Here is a 25137-nt window from a genome sequence, read left to right as displayed (position 1 = left end):
GCCAGCGAGCCGGGAGGGAGCAAGGCAATGGTGGAGGTCCACGACGGCCCGCCCATGGACGGGTTCTCGGTGCCCCTGCGCCTGCACAACCTGTTGCTGGCCTTGGCGGGCCGCATCGACGACAGCGCGCTCACCGAAGCACGTGAGCTGATCGCCCGCGCGCACATCGACGAGGCCGTCGAGCTGACGACCGGCACGCTCATCGCGGGCCGGATCCCGGTCAGCTCCATCGAACAGCGCGAACTCGCGCTGGTGCTGGAGATGAGCCGGTCGGACGCGACGCTGGCGAACGACCTGCTGGTCGACGAGGCCGACCCGGTCAACACGCACCGGTTCACCGGCGAGAACTCCCCGGAGTTCGGCATCGCCGAGGCCCTCGACCGGACGCTGCAGGTGCTGCCGGACGTCCGGTCGGTGCACGCGGTGTGGCGCAACACCCCGGCCGGGAGCGTGCCGGGCGCGCTGCCGCAGCGCGTGGTGCTCGTCGAGCTGGGCCCGGAGGGCAACCCGCCCGCCGTCGCCTTCCGCGTCGACACGGCGCTGCGCCGGGCCGGCATCCACTCGGTCGTCGAGGTCAGCGGTCCGGGCGTCGCGCACTCCGAGTACCACCAGGCGGCTTCGGCGGCCGCGTCGCCGGCGTGGGTGACCGGGAGCGCGACGTCGAGCACGTCGTCCTACCGGCCCGAGCCGGCCGCGAAGCCGGCGGCCGCCGCGTCGCCGGAACCGGTCGCGGAGTCGGGCAGCAGGCACAGCATGCGGTCGAGCGCGGCGACGACCACGGCACCGGAGCCGGTCGCCCCGGTGGTGCCGATCGTTTCGCCGCCGCCACCGGCGCCCGAGCCGCCCCGCAAGGCGCGGTCGTCGGAACGGCCCGAGACGCGGGCGGAGCGCACGGCCGACCTGACCCCGGCCGAGGTCGCGCAGCTGCGGCAGGCGCTGGCCGAGGACCCGGAGAAGGGCCGCGAGATCGCCGCGGGCAAGCCGTCGATGCACGAGGTCGTCGAACTGCCGGCCTTGGATCTGGACGACCCGAGCCTCAGCGAGCGCGACCGGGCGCTGCTGCGTGAGCTGCACGCCGAGCTGGCCGAGCGCGAGCGGGCCGAAGCGGCGAAGATGCGGCTCAACGGCGCGTCCCGCTCCGGTGGTGACCAGCGCGGCTGGACCGCCCCCTAGGTTCTCCCTCGCGAAAAGGCGGCACTTTCCCGGGAAAGTGCCGCCTTTTCACTGTCTGGGATGCCACAACTGCGCGACGGAACGTCGGGTGGCGGAGGTATGTTTCCCGGGTGGAGCAGCCCAAGGAGTTCGTCTTCGACATCCCCGTCGGCGCCGGGGTAGCCACCCGCGCCAACACCGACGGGCCGCCCGCCGTCCCCAAGGACGCGGCCACGGTGATCCTCGTCCGTGACGGTGCCGAGGGCGTCGAGATCTTCCTTCAGCACCGGGTCAAGGGCATGCCCTTCGCCGGCGGCATGACGGTCTTCCCCGGCGGCGGGGTCGACAAGCGCGACGCCGACGCATCCGTGGCGTGGGCCGGCCCGGGGCCGTCGTGGTGGGCTTCCCGGTTCGGCTGTGACGACGCGCTCGCGCGGGCGCTGACCTGCGCGGCGGTGCGCGAGACGTTCGAGGAGTCCGGCGTGCTGCTCGCGGGCAGCGCCGAGGAGGTGCTCGTCGACGTCGCGCCGTACGCGGCGGCGAGGCAGGCGCTGGAGACCCGCGAGGTGTCGCTGGCCGGGTTCCTCGCCGAAGCCGGCCTCACGCTGCGCGCGGACCTGCTGCGCCCGTGGGCGCACTGGATCACGCCCGAGCAGGAGCCGCGCCGGTACGACACCCGGTTCTACGTCGCGAAGCTGCCGGACGGCCAGCAGGCCGACGGCGCGACGTCCGAGGCGTCGAGCTCCGGCTGGCAGCGCCCGGAGGACGCGATCGCCGACGCCCGCGAAGGCCGCCGGATGCTGATGCCGCCGACCTGGCTGACGCTCAGCGAGCTGGCCGAGTTCGAGACGGCCGACGACGTGCTGAACGCGCAGCGCGAGATCGTCCGCATCGCGCCGACGCTGATCCGTGAGAACGACCAGGTCCGCGTCGTGCTGGAGCGCCGATGAGCGCCCCGGCCTACGGCGTCCTGCGGCCGGTGTCGGAGACGGCGTCGGTGCTGCTGGAGAACAACCCGTCGTCGATGACGCTCGAAGGCACGAACAGCTGGGTGCTGCGGGCGACGCCGGAGCGGTCGGCGGTCGTCGTCGACCCCGGCTACCGCGATCTGGAGCACCTCGAGCTGCTGGCCGCGGTCGGCGAGGTCGAGCTGATCCTGTTGACGCACTTCCACCCCGACCACGCCGAGGGCGCGCCGTGGTTCGCCGAACGCACCGGCGCGCCGGTGCGCGCGTTCGACCCCGCGCTCTGTCTCAATGCGACGTCCATTGAGGACGGTGAGCTGATTTCCGCCGGTGGCCTGGAGATCCGGGTGCTGCACACGCCCGGGCACACCGACGACTCCGTGTCGCTGGTGCTCGACGGCCAGGTGCTGACCGGTGACACCGTGCTCGGCCGCGGCACCACCGTGCTGCATGATCTCGGCGACTACCTGCGGTCGCTGCGCAAGCTGATCGAGCTGCCGTCGGGCACGCTCGGGCTGCCGGGCCACGGTCCGGAGCTGCCCGATCTGCCCTCGACCGCGCGCGAGTACCTTGCCCATCGGGAACAGCGGCTCGATCAGGTGCGTTCGGCCTTGGAGGTGCTCGGGGCGGACGCCACACCGCGCCAGGTGGTCGAGGTCGTCTACGCCGACGTCGACCGGGCACTGTGGGCGCCCGCCGAATGGAGCGTGCAGGCGCAGCTGGACTACTTGCGGTCGGAGGGACAGGGATGAGCAACGTCGAGGTGGAGTTCTACTGGCGGCCCGGGTGCGGGTTCTGCGCGGCACTCGACCGGCCGATGTCGAAGAGCGGCTTCAACGTCCGGAAGATCAACATCTGGGAGGACCCGTCCGCGGCCGCGCGCGTGCGCGAGGTCGCGAACGGGAACGAGACCGTCCCGACGGTGATCGTCGGCTCGGTGGCGATGGTCAACCCGTCGTTCGCCGAGGTCGAAGCCGCGGTCAAGGCCGCTCAGGCGGCCTGAGCGCGTCCCACTCCAGGCTGGGCCGCTTTCCGTGCAGGAAGGCGGCCCAGACCTTGCGCAGTCCGGTTTCCTCCTCGAGGCCCTTCGGCGCGTCTTCGAGCATCGGCGCGTCCCAGACGTCGTGGGTGCCGAACAGGAACGGGATGTCGAGGCAGTGGCACGCGCCGAACCGGTTGCCAGGCGCCCGCCAATCGAACCGGTAGACGAACGCGTCGAGCTTCCCGGCGAGCCGGCCGCTCATGAAGAAGCTGTTGGCGGCCTCGACGGTTTCCGGCGGCGCGTCCGGGACGAACGCGCGCAGCTCCTCCTTGGTCCAGCTGATCAGGGCCCGCCCGGGGCCGGCCGCTTCGACGAGGTCCTCGGCGACCAGGTCGCTGTCGGCCACCAGCTGGAACGGCGGTTCGATCGAGCCGGGTTTCGCGGTCTTCGCGACGACCGCGAGCTGAGCTTCGATCAGCTGCTCTTTCGTCGCTTTGCGGATGTCCACTTCTCGTTGCAGCAGCAGGGCGTTCTGGTTCGCTTCGTCCCATGTGGACGGTGGCATGCCGACCGGTGCGCTCTGCAGGGCGATTTGCTGCACGAGGCCACGCGCGCGCGGTGACGACCACAGGGCGAGCGTCGACTGCGCACCCGCCGACTGGCCGCCCAAGGTGACCTGGGCGGGATCCCCGCCGAACGCGGCGATGTTGTCGCGGACCCATTCGAGGGCCGCGAGCTGGTCGGCGATCCCGAGGTTGGGCGGAACGCCCTCGGCGGCCAGGAACCCGAGGGCGCCGAGCCGGTAGTTGAGCGTCACGACGACGGCGTCGGCCTCGCGGGCCAGGCGCGTGCCGGTGTACCAGACCTGGCCGCCTGAGCCGCTGGAGAACCCGCCGCCGTGGATCCAGACCAGCACCGGGCGGCGGCCGGTGGTCGACGGCGTGAAGACGTTGAGCGACAGGCAGTCCTCGCTCTGCGGCAGCGGTATCGGCCCGAGGGCGTGTTCGAGCCGGGACGGCGGCTGCGGCGCCGCGGGGCCGGGTTCGAGGGCGTCGCGGACGCCGGTCCACGGCTTCGGCGGGGCCGGCAGCTCGAAGCGTTTTGCTTCCGCGTAAGGGATTCCCCGGAACGCGCCGTTCAGCCCTCGGACCTGCCCGCTGGTGGTCTCGACGATCATCAGGCCTCCTCTTCGAAGAACACGGCGGCGCCGTACGCGTCTTCGGCGCGGACGAAGAACCCGCGGTCGCGGGTGGTGGTCGGGACGTGCTGTTCGACCAGTTTCCGCGCGCTCCCCAGATCGTCCACCGCGACACCGTGCGCCGCAAAGTAGGGCAGCCGCGGCGCGGTTTCGCCGGGCAGGACGGTGTCGAGGTCGCTCGCGCCGACGACGTCGACCAGCTGTTCGCCGCCGGTGATGACGTCGTAGCGGCGCCGGTAGCTCTCGACTTCGTCGTCGGCCACGACGAGCAGGATCCCGGCGACGCGGCGGGCGCCGTTCGGGTGGCCGAGGTAGCGCGGCTGGTGGACGTACTCCGGGGTGAGGTGCTCGGCGGTGTGCAGGATGCCTTCGGGCGTCTTGTCACGGCTGATGTGGACGCTGCGGAACCGCGCGGTGCGGGTGCCTTCCGGCAGTTCGACGTCGCGCTGCAGCGAGAGCACCCCGGACGTCGAGAGCCCGGCTTCGCGCAGCCGGCGTTCGGCGGCTTCGGAGTCTTCGCACCCGAAGGAGACGCCGTGCAGTCCGTCGCCTCGGGCGTCCAGGATGGGCAGCACCCGCCACGGGTCGCCGGCGGCCTCGTCGACGACGCCGATCAGCTCGAGGAAGGACTCGCCGAAGTAGGCGCAGCGGTTCGCCGTGCAGCTCGGCTGCAGCTCGCCGCCTTCGCTGCGCGACGCGAAGTGCCGCGACGGCGGGCTGAGCGTGAAGCCGAGTTCTCCGTAGCGCTGCCAGGTCTTTTCGTAGTTCCTGGTCACGAAGACCGTGTGGTCGATGTTCATGGGTTCAGCGTGCGTCCGGCTGACCAGGTACTCCATCCGTCGCGGGATTGTGCGCGAAATCCGACGTTGTCTAGGCTGATTTGATGGATTCCGGCCTGCTCGACGACCTCGATCGCCGGCTCGCGCACGCTCTCCAGCTCGACGGCCGGGCCTCGTTCAGCACGATCGCCGCGGTGCTCGGCGTCTCGGACCAGACGATCGCGCGCCGCTACCGGAAGCTGCGCTCGTCCGGGGTGCTGCGCGTGGTCGGCGTCCCGGAGGCGGCGCCGCTGGGCCAGGTCCACTGGCTGGTGCGGCTGCGGTGCGTGCCGGACGCGGCGGCCACGATCGCGACGGCGCTGGCCCGGCGGGCCGACACCCAGTGGGTGAGCTTGATGTCCGGCGGCACGGAGATCGCGTGCTTCGTCCGCGCGCCCCAGCGCGAGGACGCGGGCGGCCTGCTCCTGGGCCAGCTGCCGCGGACACCGCGGGTCGTGTCGATGACCGCGTACCGGGTCCTGCACCGCTTCGCGGGCGGCCCGGCGGGCTGGCCGGGCCGGTCGAGCGCGCTGCCGGAGTCGCAGGTTGCTGCCCTTCGCCGGGTTCCCGCCGGGTCGGTCTACCGCCCGGAGCCGGAGGACCCGGCCCTGCTGACGGCGCTGGCCCACGACGGCCGGGCCGACATGTCGACATTGGCGGCGGCCACGGGCCGGTCGGAGTCGACGACCCGGCGGCGTCTGGAGCACCTGCGCGACTCGGGAGCGCTGTACTTCGACGTCGAGATCGACGCGGCCCTGCTGGGCTACCCCCTCACGGCCACGCTCTGGCTGACGGTCGCCCCCTCGGCCCTGTCGTCGGCGGGCCGGGCACTGGCAACGCACCCGCAGGTGGCCTTCGCGGCGGCGACCACGGGCCCGGCGAACCTGGTGGCCAACGTCGGCTGCCGCGACGACGCGGCCCTGTACGCATACCTGGCGGACGACCTGGGCGGGCTGGCCGGCGTCCGGCAGGTCGAGACGGCGCCGATGATTCGGACGTTGAAGCGCTTCGGCACCTTGGATCCGTGATCGGTGTAGCAGCGGCCGCCCGGTCGGCGACTCAGTGGCCATGGACGACGAGCGCGCCATCGACTTTGTCCTGAACGGGCAGCAGCACCACCTGAGCCGCACGCAGGTGCTGGCCGCGGCGGCCCGCGGCGGGCCGGAGCCGATCTACAAGCACTGGGTCTCCGTCGACGACCAGCTGTGGCCGCCGCGGCAGCTGTTCGAGCGCGCGGCCGGGGTGAACCGGTCCGAGTTCATCTCGCACGCCGCGATCCGCTACCTCCGCCGGCTCGGCTTCTCGACCAGCCCGCTGCCCCAGGAGTCCGAGGTGCCGCCGGAAACTGCCCCGGCGCCACCGGCGATCGATGTCGGGGCGGCGGTCACGTCCTTCATCGAGCTGCTCCGGTTCTTCGGTGACGAAGACCTGTCCAGCCGCGTCCTGCGCCTGGAGGACCGGCTCGAAGGAGCCGACCGCGACACCGTCGACGACCGGGTCGCCCCCGAAGGGATGACCGACGGCCTGCTCCAGGCTGCACTGCTGGTGCGGCAGCACGCCGGCCGGATCAACGACCTCATCCACGCGGCGATGATCGTCCGGGCGCTGCCGAAGGTCCTCGAGCCGGGCGAGCGCGTCGCCGTGCGGCCGTCGCTGGCCGCCGGGAACGATCCGAGCCGGAAGTTCGACCTCGAGACGAACCTCCGGGTGGCGGAGTTCAAGGCGGGACAGTGGAAGGGCCGCGACGCGATGCGCAAACGCGGGCTCGTCGCCGACCTGGTCGGCCTGGTGCTCGGCCGCGGTGATCGTCGCGCGGAGCTCTACGTGCTCGGCCACCTGCCCATCGAGTTCCTCCGCACCAGCAACTCGACCATGGAGTGGGCCCTCGGCCGCTCCTCGCCCCACCTCCGGCGGGCCTACGCCGACCGTTTCGGGAGCGCGTCGTACACCGTGCGCCAGTTCACCGAGGGCCCGGCCGCCGACGTGGCCGTGAAGGACCTGGCCGAGGTGCTCCGGATCGCGTGACTCAGCGGGCCAGCATCGGCATCAGGTAGTACGTCAGCGCCACCTCCCCGGTCTCCGCCGCTCGCAGGACGCACGCGCGCATCCCCGGCTGGATGGACAGCACCACGCGCTCGCCGGTGAACGCGCCCAATGCGTCCAGCAGGTACCTCGCCTGGAAGGACGGGGACGTCCGGCCGCCGCTGACGTCCGCCTTCAGGGTTTCCTCGGCTTCGCCCGTGTCCTGGCGGGCGCTCGCCAGGCGGACCTGGGTGTCGCCGACCTCCAGGGTCAGCACCCGGCGGTCCTCCGCGTACACCCCGACGCGGCGGACCGCGGCCGCGAGGGCGTCCGCGTCCAGCGTCACGATGGTGTCGACCGCCCCCGACGGGATGGCCTCCTCCGACAGGAAGCCCGCGTCGAGGACGGCGGTGCCGACCAGCCCGCCCGCCCAGCTCAAGCCGAACCGGCCCGGTCCGCTGTGGAGCCCGACGACACCGCGAGCCTGCCTCGCGGCCTCGGTCAGCAGGGCCGCGGGCACCAGGACGTCCAGCGCACCCGGTGACCGCAGCGGCAGCCGGGCGACCGCCATCCGGTAGCGGTCCGACGCCGTCAGCGTCAGCTCACCGTCGCCCGCCTGGACACGGACGCCGGTGAACAGCGGCAGCGGGTCGTCCTTGGCCGCCGTCCCGGCGACGATCCGCAGCGCCGAGGCGAACACGTGTCCGTCCACTTCGGACACTTGGGGTAGCTCCGAAGCCGGCGATTCGACCACAGAAGGGAGCACCGGCAGCGCGAACCGGGCCTGGTCGAGGCGCAACGCCAGCCTGCTGCCCTCGACGACCACGCGCACCGGCTCCGCGCCGAGCATCTTCAGCGTTTCGGCGAGCGGGGCCGCCGGCACGGCCACCTCGCCGTCGGTGTGGGTGGTCGCCGGGCAGTCGAACCGGACCGTGAGATCCGGGTCGCGGCCGGCGACCGTCAGCCCCGCCGCGTCCGCCCGCAGCCGCAGTGCGGTGCGCGCGGGCAGCAGGCGCGACGCGGCGGAGACGGCCGCCGAGAGGCGGTGGGCAGGCGCGGTGACGTCCATGCCGGAAAGCTAGCGCCGACCACCGACAAAAACGGCTCAGACGCTGGTCAGCGCCACTTTCGAGGCCGCGGGCCTGGTGACCGGCCGCATCGTGCCGCGCAGCAGCCAGACGACGCCGGCGAGCACCAGCCCGGCGACGCTCGCCACCAGGAACGCCGTGCTCGGGCCCGCGTGCTCGACGACGTACCCGCTGACCGACTGGCCCATCGCCAGCCCCAGCGTGACCGCCGTCAGCACCCAGCCGAACGCCTCAGCGGCCGTGCCCTCGGGCGCGACCACCTCGATCGCCGCCGAGTGGGCCGTGGACTGCGGGGTGATCAGCGCGCCCGCGACCAGCATCGCCAGCGCCAGGCCCCACAGCGACGACGGCCACGCGAGCAGCGCCACCAGCGCGCCGAACGCGCCCAGCAGCACCGGCAGCCGCAGGCCGAGCCGGCGCGGCCACGGCGAAAGGCTGTACAGGACGCCGAACGCGACCGAGCTCAGCGACCACGCCGACAGCAGCAGGCCGCCCACCGAGGCGTGCCCGGCTTCGGTGGCCGACGCCGGCACGGCGACCTCGACGAACCCGATCACGATGCCGAAGCCGAGCGCGGCCACGGCGAGCGTCCGCATCCCGGGACTCGACAGGGCGCCCAGCAGCGAAGTGCGTGAACTGACGGCCGGGCCCCAGGCCCGCACGGCCGGGCTCAGCGCGAACAGCACCGCGCCGGTGAACTGCAGGGCCACACCCAGCACCAGGCCGGTGCCCGCCCACGGAGCCATGACCAGCAGCCCGGCCACGCCGGGGCCGAGGATGAAGAAGACCTCCATGCTGATCGCCTCGTACGAGAACGCCGCGTTGCGCGCGCCGCCCGGCGGCAGCAAACGCGTCCACAGCGCGCGCGACGCCGACCCGACCATCGGCTCCGACAGCCCGGTGGCCGCGCCCAGCGCGACCAGCACCGCGGTCGGCGCGTGCGACTCGATCGCGGTGACGAGCGTGGCCATCAGCAGCGCCAGCAGAGTGGCGACGACGAGCAGCGGCCGCGTCGGCCCGAACCGGTCGATCAGCCGGCCCTGGATCACCGCGCCCACCGAAACACCGGCGAGCGAGCCGGCCGAGACGAGCCCGGCGGCGGCGAAGGAACCGGTCTCACGCTGGACGTAGAGCAGGGCCGAGATGCCGATCATGGCGATCGGCAGGCGGGCGAGCACGGACGCGACGGCGGGCCGCCGGGCCGCGCGGGTCGTCAGCGCGGTGCGGTAGTCGGCGAGGGACGTACGGCTTTCGTGGTTCGAGGTTGACTGGGACACGCGTGCCAGTATGCCGCAGAGTGGTACGTGAGTACCAGTTATTTGACGGTCAGGTGCGTCACCGGCAAACTGGAATGGATCTTGCCGCTGGAGCAGGACGGTCTCGATCCGGTAACACTCACGACATTCTCCGTGGACTCCTGCAACGAAACGGCGCAGACGGCGTCCTTGAGAGTGAATGGCCTTGAATTCGTGGGTATGGGCCGTGATGGTTGAACAACAGCACAGAAACCCAACTCCCTCCGGCATATGGGTCGGGGCCTGGTCCGGAGGGCGGGGAGCGCGGATCGTCGGGGGATGGTCCGCGCGACGAACGAAGAGCCGGTGCGCCACGTCGGGGGTGGCGCCCGGCTCTTTGTTTTTCTACGAGAAAGGCCTCCTGACCCGCAGGTCAGGAGGCCTTTCTCGTAGAAAAAACGGGATCAGCGGGCGCGGCGGGCCAGGCGCTCCGGGTCCAGGATCAGGACGCTCTTGCCTTCCAGCCGCAGCCAGCCGCGGTGCGCGAAGTCGGCCAGTGCCTTGTTCACGGTCTCGCGGGAGGCGCCGACGTACTGGGCGATCTCTTCCTGCGTCAGGTCGTGCGTGACCCGCAGCAGGCCCGCCTCCTGGCTGCCGAACCGCTGTGCGAGCTGCAGCAGCGCCCGCGCCACGCGGCCCGGGACGTCGGTGAAGATCAGCTCGGCGACCATGTTGTTCGTCCGGCGCAGGCGGCGCGCGACCACGCGCAGCAGCTGCTCGGCGATCTCCGGCCGGGTCGAGATCCACTGGCGCAGGGCCGGGCGATCCATGGTGACGGCGCGGACCTCGGTGACCGTGGTCGCGCTCGACGTCCGGGGGCCGGGGTCGAAGATCGACAGCTCGCCGAACATGTCGGACGGGCCGAAGATGCCCAGGAGGTTCTCGCGGCCGTCCGGGGACTTGCGGCCGATCTTCACCTTGCCGGACTGGATGATGTAGAGCTTGTCGCCGGGTTCACCCTCGTTGAAGATGACATGGCCGCGGGGGAACTCCACGGATTCCAAGGTCTGGGCCAGCGCCTCCGCCGCTGCCGGCTCCACACCCTGGAAAATGCCCGCACGGGCCAGGGTTTCGTCCACCTCGGGTGCCTCCTCGTCGAGAAACGATCACGCTCGGCGTCGGTCGCAGAGCGTGACGCCAGTCACTTGCGCGTCAGTCTAGGGCGTACAGCCGAGATCGCTCGCCGGGCGCGCGGCCCGCCAAACGATCTCGTCCGAACGTGGAGCCTAACTCCGCACGCGACGCGCGCGTAGCCTGGCTGCCCGTCCGCCCAGCCTACGCAGCCGGAACAGCTCCAGCGCACGGCCGATGCCGTGCCCGTAGAGCGCCCGCACCTCGTTGGGCTGCGCCTGCTCGAGGAACTCCTCGACCTCGTTCTCCTGCACCGCGACGTGCTTCAACCGGCTCTCCACCCGCTCCATGAACAGGGCGAAGAACATGATCACCAGGGGGACCAGGATGACGAACCAGACGGTCATGACCGGCCCCCCGTACGCAGCCCGAAACACTCAGTGAAAAGCATCTACTCCAGATCCTCGCTCATGGCGGCCGGAAACTGCGCCGAGGTGGTGCTCTGGCGTGTCGGTCGTCCACCGGTGCTGTGCCCGGCTCGTCCGACGGCGCCCGTAGGCTATCGGGGTGCCACCTGCCACCACGAACGCCCCCCGTGAGGGCGCTGGTGAAAGCCGGTTAGCTCTGGTGAGACGCGCCAGGCGGATGAAGCGTTGCCTCGACGACGTGTATCCGGACGCCCACTGCGAGCTCGACTTCACCACACCACTGGAACTGCTGGTCGCGGTCGTGTTGTCCGCCCAGACCACCGACGTCCGGGTGAACCTCGTCACGCCCGCGCTGTTCAAGCGCTACCGGACCGCCGCCGACTACGCCGGTGCCGACCGTCCCGAGCTGGAGGAATACCTCCGGTCGACGGGCTTCTACCGGGCCAAGGCGAACTCCGTCATGGGCCTCGGCGCGGCACTGGTCGAGCGCTTCGGCGGCGAGGTGCCCGGCAAGCTCGACGACCTCGTCACGCTGCCCGGCGTCGGCCGCAAGACGGCCAACGTCGTGCTCGGGAACGCCTTCGACGTGCCGGGGATCACCGTCGACACCCACTTCGGCCGGCTGGTCCGGCGGTGGGGCTGGACGGTCGAGGAGGACCCGGTCAAGGTCGAGCACGCGGTCGGCGAGCTGATCCCCCGCAAGGAGTGGACGATGCTCTCGCACCGGGTGATCTTCCACGGCCGCCGCGTCTGCCACGCCAAGAAGCCCGCCTGCGGCGCCTGCCCGCTGGCCAAGGACTGCCCGTCGTACGGCACCGGCCCGACCGGGTTCGAGGAAGCCGCGAAGCTGGTCAAAGGCGTCGAAAAGGACCACATCCTGGCGCTGGCGGCGCCCCGGTGACAACCGTCACCAAGTGGGCGCTGGCCGCCGCCGTGCTGGTGGTGGCGCTGATCGTCGCGCTGCTGCCGCGCGGCGGTGCGGACACCGCGGCGAAGCCGTCGGAGGACCTCGCGCCCGCGCGGTCCGCGGCGGCGCTGCAGCCGTGCCCGCCGCCGAGCCCGGCCGCGCCCGTGAAGCAGCTCGACGGCGTCCGCGCGGACTGCCTCGGTGACGGCGGGAGCGTCGACGTCGGCAAGGCGCTGGCCGGCGCTCCGGTGCTGGTCAACGTGTGGGCGTCGTGGTGCGAGCCGTGCAAGACCGAGCTGCCCGTGCTGCAGGAGTACGCGAAGGAGCCGGGTGCCGTGCGCGTCCTCGGCGTCCAGGTGCAGAGCCCGGCGGAGGACGGCCTGAACCTGCTGGCCGAGCTGGGCGTGCACCTACCGTCGGTGTTCGACGGTGGCGGCCAGGCCGGCCCGGTCCGGACGGCCTTGAAGGTGCCGTCGTCGCTGCCGGCGTCCTACCTGGTCACCGCCGCGGGCGAGGTGCGGTTCATCGCGAACCCGCGCGTCTTCGGGAACACTGACCAGGTGCGCGCGGCAGTGGCAGGGGAGGGAACACCGTGATCGGACCACTGGTCGAGCCGGAGTCGGTCCCGGAATGGCTCCGGCCGCTGGTCAAGGTCAGCGGCGAGGTCGACTCGAAGACGTTCACCCGGTTCAGCCCGCCCGACGGCGCCTACACCCGCTCGGCCGCGGTGCTCATCCTCTTCGGCGAGAACGACGCCACCGGGGAACCGGACGTCCTCCTGCAGCGGCGCGCCGACACCCTGGGCTCGCACGCCGGCCAGGTCGCCTTCCCGGGCGGTGGCGCCGAGGACGGTGACGGCGGCCCGGTCGGCACGGCGCTGCGCGAGGCCGAGGAGGAGACCGGGGTCGTCCCGGCGGGCATCCAGCCGGTCGCGGTGTTGCCGGAGCTGTTCGTCCCGGTGTCCGCGTTCGCCGTGACGCCGGTGCTGGCGTACTGGGCCGAGCCGTCGCCGGTGCACGCCGTCGATCCCGGCGAGACGGCGTCGGTGGCCCGCGTCCCGGTGGCCGACCTCGTCGACCCGGCCAACCGCTTCACGGTCAAGAAGGCCGGCGCGCCGTGGAAGGGCCCGGCCTTCGAGGTTTCCGGCCTGTTCGTGTGGGGGTTCACCGCCGGGTTGCTGTCCGTGCTGCTCGGCCTGGGAGGCTGGGAGCGCGCATGGGACTCGGGCGACGTCCGGGACCTCGACGAGGCGCTGGCCGCGTACCAAGCGCGAGTGGCAAGCGAGGAGTGACACTTTGAACTGGGTCGATGTGCTGGTGTTGCTGCTCGCCGTGCTGGCGGCGGTGTCCGGCGCATACCAGGGCGTGATCATCGCGCTGCCGTCGCTGGTCGGCGTCGTGCTCGGCGCGATCGCCGGCATCAAGCTCGCGCCGGTGGTGGTCTCGTTCTTCGACGACCCGGTGTGGAAGGTCGCCTTCGCCGTCGCGACCGTGGTATTCCTGGTCGCCTTCGGCGAAGCGATCGGCGTCTACGTCGGACGGCGGCTGCGGCAGAAGATCAACCCGGACAAGCTCTCCGGCATCGACAAGACGCTCGGCGCGGTCGTGCAGGCCGCGGTGGTGTTCGTGGTCGCGTGGCTGCTCGCGACGTCGCTGACCACCGTGTCGGCCATCCCGTGGCTGCCCAGGGCGATCAACAACTCGGTGGTGCTCGGCAAGGTCAACGACGCCATGCCGGCGGCCGCGCAGGACCTCCCGAGCCAGCTGCGCAAGCTGCTCGACGCGTCCGGCTTCCCGTCGATCACCGACCCGTTCGAGAAGGCCCCGACGGCGGACACCTCGCCGCCGGACCCGGCCCTGCAGAGCAGCGCGACCGTCCAGCAGCTGCACGGCAGCGTCGTCAAGATCCGCGGCACCGCCAGCTCCTGCTCGCGGTCGCTGGAGGGCAGCGGGTTCGTGATCTCGCCGCAGCGGGTGATGACGAACGCGCACGTCGTGGCCGGCACCGACACCGTCGGCATCGAGACCACGCAGGGCGACTACCCGGCCCGGGTCGTCTACTTCGATCCCGAGGTCGACATCGCCGTGCTGGCCGTGCCGCGGCTGCAGGCCCCGGCGCTGCGGTTCGCGCCGGAAACCGCCCGCGCGGGCGACAGCGCGATCGTGCTCGGCTACCCGCTCGACGGCCCGTACCGCGCGACCCCGGCCCGCGTGCGCGGCCGGATCAACCTGCGCGGGCCGGACATCTACGAGGCCAACACCGTGCAGCGAGACGTCTTCACGGTCCGAGCGGAGATCCGCAGCGGCAACTCCGGCGGCCCGATGGTGACCCCGGACGGCCGCGTCATCGGCGTCGTCTTCGGCGCGGCGGTGGAGGACCCGGAGACGGGCTTCACGCTGACGGCCGAGCAGGTTCGCGCGGAGGTGGACGCGGCACCGTCGCAAACGGCGAACGTGTCGACCGGCTCCTGCGCCGCCTAACGCCCGTACCGCAGCGCGAGGCCGTCCAGCAGGGCGCGCAGGCCCGACTCGAAGAGGTCGTCCAGGACGAGGTCGTAGCCGTTCGTGCTCAGCTCGGTCATCATCCGGGCGAAGGTCGGGTGGCCGCTGACCATCGCCGCCATCGCGGGTGCCTGGTGGTCGATCCACTGCTCCTCGGACAGCCCGGACGCGGCGAGCGCGTGCTGCTCGCGTTCGAGGTGGATCGCGACGCCCTGGACGTAGCTGAAGAACAGCACGTGCAGGTCGCACAGGGCCGCTGCGTCGTCGTCCAGCTCGGCCAGCGCCGCAAGCGCCCACTCCGCGTGCGTGGCGAGGTTGCGCAACGGCAGCGGGCGGGTGATCGGCGTGAGCTGGGCCAGCCACGGGTGCCGCCGGTGCAGCGACCACAGCGTCCGGCCGGCCAGCGTCAGCCGGTCGCGCCAATCGCCCGCCGAGACCGCGGGGTAACCGCGCTCGCCGTACGCGGTGTCGGCCATCAGCAGCACCAGCTCGTCCTTGCCGCGCACGTACCGGTAGGGCGCCATGGCCGCGACGCCGAGCCGGGCCGCCACCCCGCGCATGGACAGCGCGGCGAGCCCTTCGACGTCGGCGATGTCGATCGCCGTGCGCACGATCCGGTCCCGCGTCAGCCCTCGGTGCCCGCCGCGGTGGTCCCGGCCGGCGACGACCGTGCCGGACCGCGGCTCGGCGCGCACCAGCCCTTCCTGGTTGAGCAGGGCGAGCGCCTTCGCCGCGGTCGCCATCGCGACGCCGTGGTCGGCCGCGAGCCGCCGCGTCGAGGGCACCCGCGCGCCCGGCGGGAGCTCACCGCGCGCGATCCGGCCCCGCAGCTCCTCGGCGATGACGACGTACTTCACGGCGGCCTCCTGACCTAGTACAGACGACCATCTGTGCTAGCACAGAATTGGTCTTCGAACTGCGAGAACTCCAGTGTGGTGCGGGCAAGCGTACAACTCTGGAGGAAGCATGCGGAACGTACTGATCTCGGGTGCGGGCGTCGCCGGCGGCACCCTGGCCTGGTTCCTGGCGCGCGACGGCTGGACGGTGACCGTGGTGGAGCGCGCGCCCGGCCTGCGCACCGGCGGCCAGGCGATCGACGTGCGCGGGGTCGCCCTCGACGTCGTCGGCCGGATGGGCCTGGACGAGCGGATGCGGGCGAAGCGGACGCGGATGCGCGGGATGTCCATGGTGGACGGGGCCGGGCAGGAGCTGTTCCGGTCCGAAGAATTCACCTACAGCAGCGGGCGGCTCGACAACGACGACTACGAGCTGCTGCGCGACGACGCCGTCGCGATCCTGCACGAGGCGACCGCAGACCGCGTGGAGTACGTCTTCGGCGACTCGATCACGGCGCTGACCGAGGAGGCGCACGGCGTGCGCGTGGAGTTCGAGCACAGCGGCTTCCGGACGTTCGACCTCGTCGTCGGCGCGGACGGCCTCCACTCGGCGGTGCGGCGGCTGACCTTCGGCCCGGAGGAGCGGTTCAGCACGCACCTCGGCCAGTACCTGGCCATCTTCCCGACGGCGAACTTCCTCGGCCTCGAGGACTGGCAGATGTGGTTCCGGCACGAGGAGACCGGCGGTGCGATCTACCCGGTGCGGGACAACACCGAGCTGCGCGTGACGCTCGGCTTCGGCTCGGAGCCGCTGCCGCCGCTGACCGTCCCGGAGCAGAAGCAGCTGATCGCCGAGCGGCTGGCCGGCCTCGGCTGGGAGGTCCCGAAGCTGCTGGCCGCGATGGCCGAAGCCGAGGTGTTCTACTTCGACGCGATGGCCCAGATCCACCTGGACCGCTGGTCGACGGGCCGGATCGGGCTGCTCGGGGACGCCGGGTACTGCGCGTCGGCGTTGTCCGGCCAGGGCACCAGCCTCGCGCTCGTCGGCGCGTACGTCCTGGCGCAGGAGCTCGGCCGCGCCGGGCACGAGGAGGCGTTCCCGGCCTACGAGCGCCGGATGCGGCCGTTCGTCGCGCTCAACCAGGCGCTGGCCACGGAGAACCCGACCGGCGGACCGTCGGAGGAGTCGCTGGCGCGGGCGAAGGACGCCATCACGCTCGGCTGAGGAACTCCGCCAGGGCCGCCGACGTGCGGTCCGGCACCTCGAGGTGGGGGAAGTGCCCGACGCCCGGCCAGAACTCCGGCTCGGCGTGCGGGCCCGCCCAGCGCACGGACGACGTCGCCGTCTCGGGGAGGATGCAGGTGTCGTCGGCGCCGTGCAGCTGCAGCGTCGGCGCCGCGATCCGGCGGCCGACGGCGTCGGTGAACCGGCGCCCCTCGCCGCGGAACTGGGCGCGGAACGCCCAGCGGTAGTACTCCAGGGCGCTGTGCGCGACCCCCGGCACGAGCATCGCCTGCCGGAACGACGCCGTGCTTGCGGAGAAGTCCGAAGTGGACCGCCAGGTCTCGCCGGACCACGCGGCGAACAGGTCCTCGACGGCCTGGGCGTCTTCGCGGACCAGCCACTTCTCCGGCGCCATCGGCATCTGGAAGCGGAAGAGGTGCCCGGCCGCGCGGCCCTGGCCGCGCCAGAGCGTGCGGGCGATCGACGACCGCAGCGCGAGTGGGTGAGCGCCCCCGATCGCCGTCACCGACGACACGAGCCGGGGGTGCAGCGCGGCGACCGTCCAGGCGAGCATGCCGCCCCACGCGTGCCCGACCAGGTGCGCACGACGCGCGCCGAGGGACTTCACGAGACCGCCGATGTCCCCGGCGAGCGTCCAGGCGTCGTAACCCCGCGGTGGTTTGTCGGAGTCGCCGTAACCGCGCAGGTCGACGGCGACCGCGCGGAACCCGGCGTCGGCCAGCGCCTTGAGCTGGTGGTGCCAGGTCCACCAGAACTCGGCGAACCCGTGCAGCAGCACCACGACGGGTCCCTCGCCGAGCTCGGCGACGTGCAGCCGGATGCCGTTCGCGGACACGTCGCGGTGCGCCCACGGTCCGTCGGTCCGGACGATCGACGGGTCGGGGGACGCGTGCAACGAACTCAGTCGCGCGTGGTGGTCAAGTCGGCTTCGGGCGCCTTCTGCGGCTTCAGCGCGGCGGCGGTCTCCTTGACGCTGGCGATCGTCCGCTCAGGTGCCTTGAACTTCTTCACCTTGCGGTAGCCGAGGAACCCGGCCGCGCCCGCGACCAGCAGCATCAGGAAGAACACGATGCCGAACGCGATCCAGCGGTAGCGCACCCACTCGGCCAGGCCTTCGGCCGCGAAGAAGAACAGGAAGAACGTGCTGTACAGGAAGACCGTCAGCGCGATCAGGAAGTAGACGGCCCCCTTGAGGCCCTTCTTCACCTCGCCGACCAGCTCGGACTTCGCCAGCTCCATCTCGGCCCTGACCAGGGTGGAGATGTGCTGGGTCGCGTCGCCGACGAGACGGCCGAGGGACTGGTCGCCGGGGACGTCGGTGTCGGAGGACAGCGGGAGGTAAGGCACGGCCCCCACGCCGTCGGGGCCGGTGCGTTCGTGTTTGGGGCTGCTCACCGGGTCATCGTGCCATGACGCCCTGGAGCGGGCGCGGCGGACCGGGTGAGTGTCGGCGATCAATCCGCTTCGGCGTGAACCTTGCTTCGCCGGAGAAGCATCACCGCGGCCAGCAGGGACGCGATTCCGGAGGCGATCAGCACGGCCGCCTTCGCCAGTTCGCTCGCCTCGCCGGGCAACGCCAGCTCCGCGATCAGCAGGCTGACCGTGAACCCGACCCCGCCGAGCACCGACAACGCGCCGATGTCGCGCCAGCCCACGTCCCGGGGTTTCTCGGCGACCTTGAGCCGCACGGCCAGCCAGCTCGCGCCGAAGATCCCGACGACCTTGCCGACGAGCAGCCCGGCGAGCACCGCGAGCGGCAACGCCGTCGTGAACACCTTGCCGAGCGCGTCGCCGCTGACCGGGATCCCGGCCGCGAACAGCGCGAAGACCGGCACGGCCACGGCCGCCGACCACGGCTGCAGCCGGTGCTCGAGCCGCAGCGCCGGCGCCTCGGCCTCGCCCTCGTCGGCCCGGACGCGGGTGAGCAGGCCCAGCGCGACGCCGGCGATCGTCGCGTGGATGCCGGCCGAGTGCACCGCCACCCAGGTGACCAGCGCGAGCGGCACGTAGATCCACGGCGTCCGGACCCGCCGGTGCTGCAGGTAGGCGTACAGCGCGAGCGCCACGACGGCGACGCCCACCGCCACCAGGTCGAAACCGGTCGTGAAGACGACGGCGATGACGACGATCGCGCCGAGGTCGTCGACGACGGCCAGTGACAGCAGGAACACCCGCGCGCTCGAGGGCAGGTTGGACGCCGTCAGCGCGAGCACGCCCAGCGCGAACGCGATGTCCGTCGCGACCGGGATGGCCCAGGCGCGGTCGATCCCCGGCGTTCCCCAGCCGACGCCCAGCGCGACCAGCGCGGGCACGATCATGCCGCCGACCGCGGCGACGACCGGCAGCACGGCCTGCCGGAACCGCGACAGCTCGCCGATGACGAGCTCGCGCTTGAGCTCCAGCCCGGCGACGAAGAAGAACAACGCGAGCAGGCCGTCCTTCGCCCAGTCGCCGATGCTGAGGTTCAGGTGGAGGAACTCCGGTCCGAGCCGGAAGTCGCGCAGCGCTTCGTAGCTCTCGCGCAACGGGGAGTTGGCCCAGAGCAGCGCGACCGCGGTCGCCCCCAGCAGGATCAGCCCGCCGGTGGTCTCGGTGCGCAGGTAGCGAGCGAACTCGCTCAAGGGACGGGACACGGCGGCTCCTGGGGTCGCTGATCACTGTTGCCGACCAGACTTCCCGGCGCACCTCGACGGTATTTTAATTCGTGTTGGTCACCGAACGTTATGGCAGGGACCACACCTGGTGCCGGTGGTGGGTCACACGTTGTGCTCATAACATGCGAACCGACAACGAAGTCCAGGCAAAGGAAGACTCAGTTGTGAGCACCTCCACCGAGGTCCAGCGGGACACGAGGTTCTTCGGGCACCCACGAGGGCTGGCGAACCTCTTCGGCGTCGAGATGTGGGAGCGGTTCTCCTACTACGGGATGCTCAGCATCCTGCCGTTCTACCTGTACTACGAGATCGACCGCGGCGGGCTCGCCCTGCCGAAGGCCCCGGCGCTCGGCATCGTCGGCGCGTACGGCGGCCTGGTCTACCTCGCGACCGTGGTCGGGTCGTGGGTCGCGGACCGGCTGCTCGGCTCCGAACGGACGCTCTTCTACAGCGCCGCGCTCATCATGCTCGGGCACATCAGCCTGGCCGTGCTCCCGGGCCTGGCCGGCCTCGGCGTCGGTCTCGCGTGCGTCGCGATCGGCAGCGGCGGGCTGAAGGCGAACGCCACCGGCATCGTCGGCACGCTCTACGCGCCCGACGACGAACGCCGCGACGGCGGCTTCACGATCTTCTACATGGGCATCAACGTCGGCGCGTTCGTCGGCCAGATCCTCACCGGCCTGGTCTGGGGCAACGAGAACGACCACCGGTTCCACCTCGCCTTCGGCCTCGCCGCGGTGGGCATGGCGTTCGGCCTGATCCAGTACTCGCTGGGCCGGAAGAACCTGCCGGACAAGGCCGGCGAGGTGCCGAACCCGCTGCCGGCGTCGAACCGGCGGCTGGTCGTCGGCGGCGTGGTCGTCGTGCTCGCCCTGATCGTCGTGCTGCTGCTCAGCGGGATCGTCACGGCCGAAAACCTGGCCGACGTCGTGATCTGGACCGTCGGGATCATCTCGGTCATCTACTTCGCGGTCATCCTGTCCAGTCGCAAGCTCAGCGGCGACGAGCGCAGCCGGGTCTACTCGTTCATCCCGATGTTCATCGCCAGCGCCGCGTTCTTCTCGCTCTACCAGCAGATCTTCACGGTGCTCGCGACCTACGCCGACACCCGGCTGAACCGCCGGATCTTCGGCTGGGAGATGCCGATCCCGTGGGTCGGCTCGGTCGGCCCGGTCTGGGTCATCCTGTTCTCCCCGCTGTTCGCGCTGCTGTGGACGAAGCTGGGTTCGCGGCAGCCGTCGTCCCCGCTGAAGTTCGTCGGCAGCACGATCGTCATGGGCGTCGCGTTCCTGCTGTTCCTGCCGTTCACCGGCACGGGCACGAACGGCACCCCGCTGATCGCGATGGTGCTCATCCTGGCCGTGTTCACCCTCGGCGAGCTGGGGCTGTCGCCGGTCGGGCTTTCGCTGGCCACGAAGCTGGCGCCGGAGGCGTTCCGCACCCAGATGGTCGCGCTGAACTTCCTGTCGATCTCGTTCGGCACGGCCATGTCGGGCAAGCTCGCCCAGTACTACTCACCCGACCACGAGGGCGCGTACTTCGGCATCGTCGGCGGGGTCGCCATCGTCATCGGCATCCTGCTGTTCGCCGCGTCGCCGTTCATCCGCCGGATGATGAAGGGCGTGCACTAACCGACGGTGACGCCGAAGAGCACACCGACGAAGTACGTCACCACCATCGTGAGGGCGCCGACCCCGACGTTCCGCAGGATCGCTCGCCCCACGTTCGCGTCGCCGAGCCTCGCGCTGACCAGCCCGGTCAGCGTGAGGCCGACGACGACCGCGGCCGCGCACGCCCAGACCCGCAGCGAGACGCCGGTCCAGGCGATGGCCAGCAGCGGCAGCAGCGCGCCGACGGAGAACGCGACCAGCGACGCCCACGCCGCCTGCCACGGGCTGGTCAGGTTGCCCGGGTCGATGCCGAGCTCGGCCTCGGCGTGCGCCTGCAGCGCGTCCTTTTCGGTCAGTTCGCGGGCGACCTGCCGGGCCAGCTCGGGTGAGAGGCCCTTCTGCCGGTAGATGTCGGCGAGCTCGTGCTCCTCGGCCTCCGGCATGGTCTTCAGTTCCTGCTTCTCCAGCCGGATCAGCGCCTGCTCGGTGTCGCGCTGGGTGCTCACCGAGACGTACTCCCCGCCGGCCATGGAAAAGGCCCCGGCGACGAGCCCGGCGATCCCGGCGGTGAGGATCGTGGTGGCTTCGGTGGTCGCCCCGGCGACCCCGACGACGATGCCCGCAACGGACACGATCCCGTCGTTGGCCCCGAGAACCCCGGCGCGCAGCCAGTTGAGCTTCCCGCCCACACCTTCGTGCGGCTCATGGGGGTGCGTTTCGATCACCTGGCCAGTGAAACACAAACGGGTTCCTGAGAGAGTCCTCAGTGGACTTCTCGCTCACCGGGACATTCGGTCATGATGGGCGGCATGGACGAGCAAGTGTGGCAGCCGCTGGTCACGGTGGAGGGCCTCCCGCTCCAGGGCGGCGAGGGCCGGTTCCGGCTGCTGGAGAGCGCGGACTCGGGCCTGGCCTACCTGATCCACTACCCGGCCGGGGTCTCCTCGCCTCCCCACGCACACGACCACGACTCGATCGTGTACGTCCTGTCGGGTCGCTTGCGCGGCTCGGTCGACGGGGTGGAGTCGGTGCTGGAACCGGGCGATTCGGCGGTGCACCCGCGCGAGGTGCTGCACCAGGTGGAGGCCCTGACGGACTCGATGTGGGTGGAGTTCAAGTCGCCGCTGCCCGCCCGGCCGCCCATCGCCTGACGGGCCTGGTCTCGCGCGTCGACTCTCCAATCACGCGTGTCGACTCCGCAGACACGCGTGTCGACCGTCCAATCACGCGTGTCGACTCTGCAGACACACGTGTCGACCCTTCAATCACGCGAGTCGGCCCGCGGATTACGTGAACCGGCCCTCCGGGTGCGTGATCCCACCCTCCAGGTGCGCGAGTCGACCCGCCAGACAAACAAGCCGACTGTCCAGGCATATGGGCGGAGCGTCCGAGTTCGCGATCTGACCGTTCCGGGTACGCGTGTCGACTGTCCAAATACGCGAGCCGACCTCCAGGCGCGCGAGCCCAACTCCGTCGGCCCGTCCTCGACAGTCCCAGCCGGTACCGGATTCTGAGCGACCGCGCAAACGTCCATCCACAGTCACGCGAGTTGTCCACAGATCGCCGAGCGGCCCGTTTTCGCAGGTGGGGGCCAGTAGACTGGACAGGGGACGCCCCCCGGGGAAGGGTGGGGGCTGCTTTTCGGGAGCCGACGCCGCGGGTGCACAAAAGCGGAAACGCCCGGCCCCGCCGAGCGGGACCGGGCGCTTCCTGGAGGAAAGCTGAGACTCAGGCGTCCAGCTCGGCGAGGGCCTGCTTGGCCTTCTCGAGCTCGGCTTCCAGCGCGGCGACCTTCGCGGCCTGCGCCTCGCGGGCCTGGTTGATCACCTCGTCGATCGGACCGGACAGGTCGGAGTGCAGCTCCTTCGCCGCGCGCGACACCGCGGCGGCGGGGATCTCCAGGCCCTTCGCGACCCACTTGGAGCCGTTCTTCAGCTCGGCCTGCCATTCGCCATCGGCGGTGCCGGTGACGGTCAGGATCAGCTCGACCGTGCGGGTCTTCTTCGCCGTCGACGCGGTCGCCGCACCCTTCGGGCGGCCGCGCTTGGGCTTGGGGGCCTCTTCGGCGGCGGGCTCGGCCGAAGCCGAGTCCTCCGAAGAGGTGGACGCGGACTCGGTGACGGTCGTCGCCTCGTCAGTGGCAACGGCGGGCGCCTCAGTGGTCGCCGAAGCCGTTTCCTCGTCGTGCGTCAGGACATCCACGGTCATCGTCGTGTCGTCTCCTTGCCCGGGAAGGGGGTGTGGTTCGCGGCACAGTGTAGAACATGCGTTCGACGCGCGCCGCGCGGGGTGTCATGACAGAGCCCTCCCGGCGCGAAGCCGGAAGGGCTCTGACACCGAGAACCTAGCTCACTCCTCGGACTTGCCCGTCTTCAGGCCCGACGAGATCAGGTCCATCACCGTCGAGTCGGCCAGCGTGGTGACGTCGCCGACCTGCCGGTTCTCCGCGACGTCGCGCAGCAGCCGGCGCATGATCTTGCCCGAGCGCGTCTTCGGCAGCTCCGGCACGACCATGATCTGCCGCGGCTTCGCGATCGGCCCGATCTCCTTCGCGACGTGGTTGCGCAGCGCCTGGATGGCCTCTTCCCCACCGTCGACGGCGTTGCCGCGCAGGATGACGAACGCGACGATGCCCTGCCCGGTCGTCGGGTCGGACGCGCCGACGACCGCCGCCTCGGCCACCGTCGGGTGCGAGACCAGCGCCGACTCGACCTCGGTGGTCGAGATGCGGTGGCCGGACACGTTCATCACGTCGTCGACGCGGCCCAGCAGCCAGATGTCACCGTCGTTGTCGTACTTCGCGCCGTCGCCGGCGAAGTAGAAGCCCTGGTCCTTGAAGCGCGACCAGTACGTCTCCTTGTAGCGCTCTTCGTCGCCCCAGATGCCGCGCAGCATCGACGGCCACGGCTGGTCGAGCACGAGGTACCCGCCACCGCCGTGGGCCACTTCGGACGCCTGGTCGTCGACGACCTTCGCCGAGATGCCCGGCAGCGCCTTCTGCGCCGAGCCCGGCTTGGTGGACGTGACACCCGGCAGCGGCGAGATCATGATCGCGCCGGTTTCGGTCTGCCACCACGTGTCGACGATCGGCGCCTTGCCCGCGCCGATGTTCTCGCGGTACCAGATCCACGCCTCGGGGTTGATCGGCTCGCCGACCGAGCCCAGCACCCGCAGCGACGACAGGTCGTACTTCTCCGGGATCTCCGCGCCCCACTTCATGAACGTGCGGATCAGCGTCGGCGCCGTGTAGTAGATGGAGACCTTGTGCTTCTGGACGATCTCCCAGTGCCGGCCCTCGTGCGGGGTGTTCGGCGTGCCTTCGTAGACGACCTGCGTGACGCGGTTCGCGAGCGGGCCGTAGACGATGTAGCTGTGGCCGGTGATCCAGCCGATGTCCGCGGTGCACCAGTAGACGTCCTCGCCGGCCTTGTGGTCGAAGACGTTGTGGTGCGTGTACGCCGTCTGCGTCAGGTAGCCACCCGACGTGTGCAGGATGCCCTTCGGCTTCCCGGTGGTGCCGGAGGTGTAGAGGATGAACAGCGGGTGCTCGCTGTCGAACGCCTCGGGAGTGTGCTCTTCGGACTGATCGCCGACGAGCTCGTGCCACCAGAGGTCGCGGCCGTCGGTCCACGGGACGTCGCCCTCGAGCTGGTCGCCGGTGCGCTGCACGACGATGACCTTCTCGACGGTTTCGGCGCCTTCGAGCGCTTCGTCGACGTTGGCCTTCATCGGCGCGGCCTTGCCGCGGCGGAACTGGCCGTCGGAGGTGATCACGATCTTCGCGGCGGCGTCGTCGACGCGGGCGCGCAGCGCGGTCGGGGAGAAACCACCGAAGACGACGCTGTGCAGCGCGCCGATTCGGGCGCACGCGAGCATCGCGAAGATGGCCTCGGGGACCATCTGCAGCTGGATCGCCACGACGTCGCCGGCGGTGACGCCGAGGGACAGGAGGGCGTTGGCGGCCCGGGAGACCTCGGTCTTCAGCTCGGCGTAGGTGATGTCCCGGGTGTCACCCGGCTCGCCGACCCAGTGGATCGCGACCTGCTCGCCGTGGCCGGACTCGACGTGCCGGTCGACGCAGTTGTACGCGACGTTCAGCTTGCCGCCGACGAACCACTTCGCGAACGGCGCATTGGTCCAGTCCAGTACCGTGGTCCACTTCGTGTCCCACGTCAGCCGCTCCGCCTGCTTCGCCCAGAAGGCCTCGCGATCGGCGTCCGCCTCGCTGTAGAGCTCGGCCTGCGCGTTGGCCTGAGCAGCGAAATCGTCAGTGGGCGGGAAAGTACGGCTCTCGGTGAGCAGGTTGTCCAGGGCTGGGGACTGCTCGGTCATGGTTGCAAGGCCTCCTGTAGTGCGCCGATCAC

The 25137-nt window shown here is 71.2% G+C and carries 26 protein-coding genes; 13 read left to right on the top strand and 13 right to left on the bottom strand.

Features of this window, described 5'->3' with window-relative positions; all coding sequences use genetic code 11:
- Positions 1 to 27: 27 nt before the first annotated feature.
- From VA596_RS07160 to VA596_RS07145, 4 genes are all read left to right on the top strand, one after another.
- The gene (locus tag VA596_RS07160; RefSeq protein ID WP_323324521.1) at positions 28 to 1173 is read left to right on the top strand and encodes a hypothetical protein; all 1146 of its coding nucleotides are present in this window, start codon (positions 28 to 30) and stop codon (positions 1171 to 1173) included.
- Between the two features lie 110 nt (positions 1174 to 1283).
- Complete coding sequence (locus VA596_RS07155) at positions 1284 to 2102, top strand: NUDIX hydrolase (protein ID WP_323324520.1); 819 nt, start codon at positions 1284 to 1286, stop codon at positions 2100 to 2102.
- On the top strand, positions 2099 to 2869 hold the full coding sequence (locus VA596_RS07150; RefSeq protein WP_323324519.1) for an MBL fold metallo-hydrolase: 771 nt from the start codon (positions 2099 to 2101) through the stop codon (positions 2867 to 2869). The genes VA596_RS07155 and VA596_RS07150 overlap by 4 nt, the downstream gene beginning before the upstream one ends.
- Complete coding sequence (locus VA596_RS07145) at positions 2866 to 3120, top strand: glutaredoxin family protein (RefSeq protein WP_323324518.1); 255 nt, start codon at positions 2866 to 2868, stop codon at positions 3118 to 3120. The genes VA596_RS07150 and VA596_RS07145 overlap by 4 nt, the downstream gene beginning before the upstream one ends.
- Here the strand turns inward: VA596_RS07145 and VA596_RS07140 are convergent.
- Positions 3098 to 4276: a carboxylesterase family protein gene (locus tag VA596_RS07140; protein WP_323324517.1), complete on the bottom strand. Its 1179-nt coding sequence runs from the start codon at positions 4274 to 4276 to the stop codon at positions 3098 to 3100. The two genes, VA596_RS07145 and VA596_RS07140, sit on opposite strands and share 23 nt — an antisense overlap.
- Positions 4276 to 5097 (bottom strand): VOC family protein, encoded by an 822-nt coding sequence (locus tag VA596_RS07135; protein ID WP_323324516.1) that lies wholly within the window; start codon positions 5095 to 5097, stop codon positions 4276 to 4278. Before VA596_RS07135 ends, VA596_RS07140 begins: the two co-directional genes overlap by 1 nt.
- Before the next feature lie 83 nt (positions 5098 to 5180).
- Here VA596_RS07135 and VA596_RS07130 point away from each other — a divergent pair, with 83 nt between their 5' ends.
- Together VA596_RS07130 and VA596_RS07125 are read left to right on the top strand one after the other, a co-directional pair.
- The gene (locus VA596_RS07130; protein WP_323324515.1) at positions 5181 to 6143 is read left to right on the top strand and encodes an Lrp/AsnC family transcriptional regulator; all 963 of its coding nucleotides are present in this window, start codon (positions 5181 to 5183) and stop codon (positions 6141 to 6143) included.
- 40 nt (positions 6144 to 6183) lie between these two features.
- Entirely contained in the window at positions 6184 to 7140 is a 957-nt protein-coding gene (locus VA596_RS07125) for a hypothetical protein (protein ID WP_323324514.1), read from the top strand.
- 1 nt (position 7141) lies between these two features.
- On the opposite strand, the gene VA596_RS07120 is transcribed toward VA596_RS07125, so the two are convergent.
- The 4 genes from VA596_RS07120 to VA596_RS07105 all read right to left on the bottom strand — a co-directional run bounded on the left by VA596_RS07120 (position 7142) and on the right by VA596_RS07105 (position 10998).
- A complete protein-coding gene (locus VA596_RS07120; protein ID WP_323324513.1) occupies positions 7142 to 8206 on the bottom strand; it encodes a DNA polymerase III subunit beta in 1065 nt (354 codons plus the stop codon).
- Between the two features lie 36 nt (positions 8207 to 8242).
- Positions 8243 to 9502: an MFS transporter gene (locus VA596_RS07115; protein ID WP_323324512.1), complete on the bottom strand. Its 1260-nt coding sequence runs from the start codon at positions 9500 to 9502 to the stop codon at positions 8243 to 8245.
- 422 nt (positions 9503 to 9924) lie between these two features.
- Positions 9925 to 10599, bottom strand: coding sequence for a Crp/Fnr family transcriptional regulator (locus tag VA596_RS07110; RefSeq protein ID WP_003081747.1), 675 nt, complete (start codon positions 10597 to 10599; stop codon positions 9925 to 9927).
- 147 nt (positions 10600 to 10746) lie between these two features.
- Positions 10747 to 10998 (bottom strand): hypothetical protein, encoded by a 252-nt coding sequence (locus VA596_RS07105; RefSeq protein ID WP_013230551.1) that lies wholly within the window; start codon positions 10996 to 10998, stop codon positions 10747 to 10749.
- Between the two features lie 238 nt (positions 10999 to 11236).
- On the opposite strand from VA596_RS07105, the gene nth reads away from it, so the two are divergent.
- From nth to VA596_RS07085, 4 genes are read left to right on the top strand one after another with little or no spacing between them, the layout of a single operon-like run.
- Positions 11237 to 11920 carry an endonuclease III gene (gene nth / locus VA596_RS07100; RefSeq protein WP_323325699.1) on the top strand — a complete coding sequence of 228 codons (684 nt, stop codon included), beginning with the start codon at positions 11237 to 11239 and terminating at the stop codon, positions 11918 to 11920.
- Complete coding sequence (locus VA596_RS07095) at positions 11917 to 12522, top strand: TlpA family protein disulfide reductase (protein ID WP_323324511.1); 606 nt, start codon at positions 11917 to 11919, stop codon at positions 12520 to 12522. The genes nth and VA596_RS07095 overlap by 4 nt, the downstream gene beginning before the upstream one ends.
- Positions 12519 to 13217 (top strand): NUDIX hydrolase, encoded by a 699-nt coding sequence (locus VA596_RS07090; RefSeq protein ID WP_323324510.1) that lies wholly within the window; start codon positions 12519 to 12521, stop codon positions 13215 to 13217. The genes VA596_RS07095 and VA596_RS07090 overlap by 4 nt, the downstream gene beginning before the upstream one ends.
- A gap of 4 nt (positions 13218 to 13221) precedes the next feature.
- Entirely contained in the window at positions 13222 to 14406 is a 1185-nt protein-coding gene (locus VA596_RS07085; protein WP_323324509.1) for a MarP family serine protease, read from the top strand.
- Here the strand turns inward: VA596_RS07085 and VA596_RS07080 are convergent.
- Entirely contained in the window at positions 14403 to 15284 is an 882-nt protein-coding gene (locus tag VA596_RS07080; protein ID WP_323324508.1) for a GntR family transcriptional regulator, read from the bottom strand. The genes VA596_RS07085 and VA596_RS07080 overlap by 4 nt on opposite strands.
- 109 nt (positions 15285 to 15393) lie before the next feature.
- On the opposite strand from VA596_RS07080, the gene VA596_RS07075 reads away from it, so the two are divergent.
- Complete coding sequence (locus VA596_RS07075; protein WP_323324507.1) at positions 15394 to 16488, top strand: FAD-dependent monooxygenase; 1095 nt, start codon at positions 15394 to 15396, stop codon at positions 16486 to 16488.
- Here VA596_RS07075 and VA596_RS07070 read toward each other — a convergent pair.
- The 3 genes from VA596_RS07070 to nhaA are packed head-to-tail and all read right to left on the bottom strand — an operon-like array spanning position 16475 to position 19142.
- Positions 16475 to 17404 carry an alpha/beta fold hydrolase gene (locus tag VA596_RS07070; RefSeq protein WP_323324506.1) on the bottom strand — a complete coding sequence of 310 codons (930 nt, stop codon included), beginning with the start codon at positions 17402 to 17404 and terminating at the stop codon, positions 16475 to 16477. The two genes, VA596_RS07075 and VA596_RS07070, sit on opposite strands and share 14 nt — an antisense overlap.
- Before the next feature lie 5 nt (positions 17405 to 17409).
- A complete protein-coding gene (locus VA596_RS07065) occupies positions 17410 to 17904 on the bottom strand; it encodes a phage holin family protein (RefSeq protein WP_323324505.1) in 495 nt (164 codons plus the stop codon).
- A 59-nt stretch (positions 17905 to 17963) separates the two neighbouring features.
- Positions 17964 to 19142 (bottom strand): Na+/H+ antiporter NhaA, encoded by a 1179-nt coding sequence (nhaA, locus tag VA596_RS07060; protein WP_323324504.1) that lies wholly within the window; start codon positions 19140 to 19142, stop codon positions 17964 to 17966.
- 185 nt (positions 19143 to 19327) lie between these two features.
- Between nhaA and VA596_RS07055 the strand changes: the two genes are divergently transcribed.
- Positions 19328 to 20794, top strand: a complete 1467-nt coding sequence (locus tag VA596_RS07055) for a peptide MFS transporter (RefSeq protein ID WP_323324503.1) — start codon at positions 19328 to 19330, stop codon at positions 20792 to 20794.
- Here VA596_RS07055 and VA596_RS07050 read toward each other — a convergent pair.
- Entirely contained in the window at positions 20791 to 21498 is a 708-nt protein-coding gene (locus VA596_RS07050) for a VIT1/CCC1 transporter family protein (protein ID WP_323324502.1), read from the bottom strand. The two genes, VA596_RS07055 and VA596_RS07050, sit on opposite strands and share 4 nt — an antisense overlap.
- Positions 21499 to 21570: 72 nt before the next feature.
- Here VA596_RS07050 and VA596_RS07045 point away from each other — a divergent pair, with 72 nt between their 5' ends.
- Positions 21571 to 21924 (top strand): cupin domain-containing protein, encoded by a 354-nt coding sequence (locus VA596_RS07045; protein ID WP_323324501.1) that lies wholly within the window; start codon positions 21571 to 21573, stop codon positions 21922 to 21924.
- A gap of 577 nt (positions 21925 to 22501) precedes the next feature.
- On the opposite strand, the gene VA596_RS07040 is transcribed toward VA596_RS07045, so the two are convergent.
- Both VA596_RS07040 and acs read right to left on the bottom strand, forming a co-directional pair.
- Positions 22502 to 22981, bottom strand: a complete 480-nt coding sequence (locus tag VA596_RS07040) for a DUF6319 family protein (RefSeq protein WP_323324500.1) — start codon at positions 22979 to 22981, stop codon at positions 22502 to 22504.
- A gap of 141 nt (positions 22982 to 23122) precedes the next feature.
- Positions 23123 to 25105 carry an acetate--CoA ligase gene (acs, locus tag VA596_RS07035; RefSeq protein WP_323324499.1) on the bottom strand — a complete coding sequence of 661 codons (1983 nt, stop codon included), beginning with the start codon at positions 25103 to 25105 and terminating at the stop codon, positions 23123 to 23125.
- Between the last annotated feature and the right edge of the window lie 32 nt (positions 25106 to 25137).

The organism is Amycolatopsis heterodermiae (assembly GCF_034929455.1).
Lineage (GTDB): Bacteria > Actinomycetota > Actinomycetes > Mycobacteriales > Pseudonocardiaceae > Amycolatopsis > Amycolatopsis heterodermiae.
The sequence above is the reverse complement of the archived record's forward strand: the minus strand, read 5'-3'. Positions and strand labels throughout refer to the sequence as shown.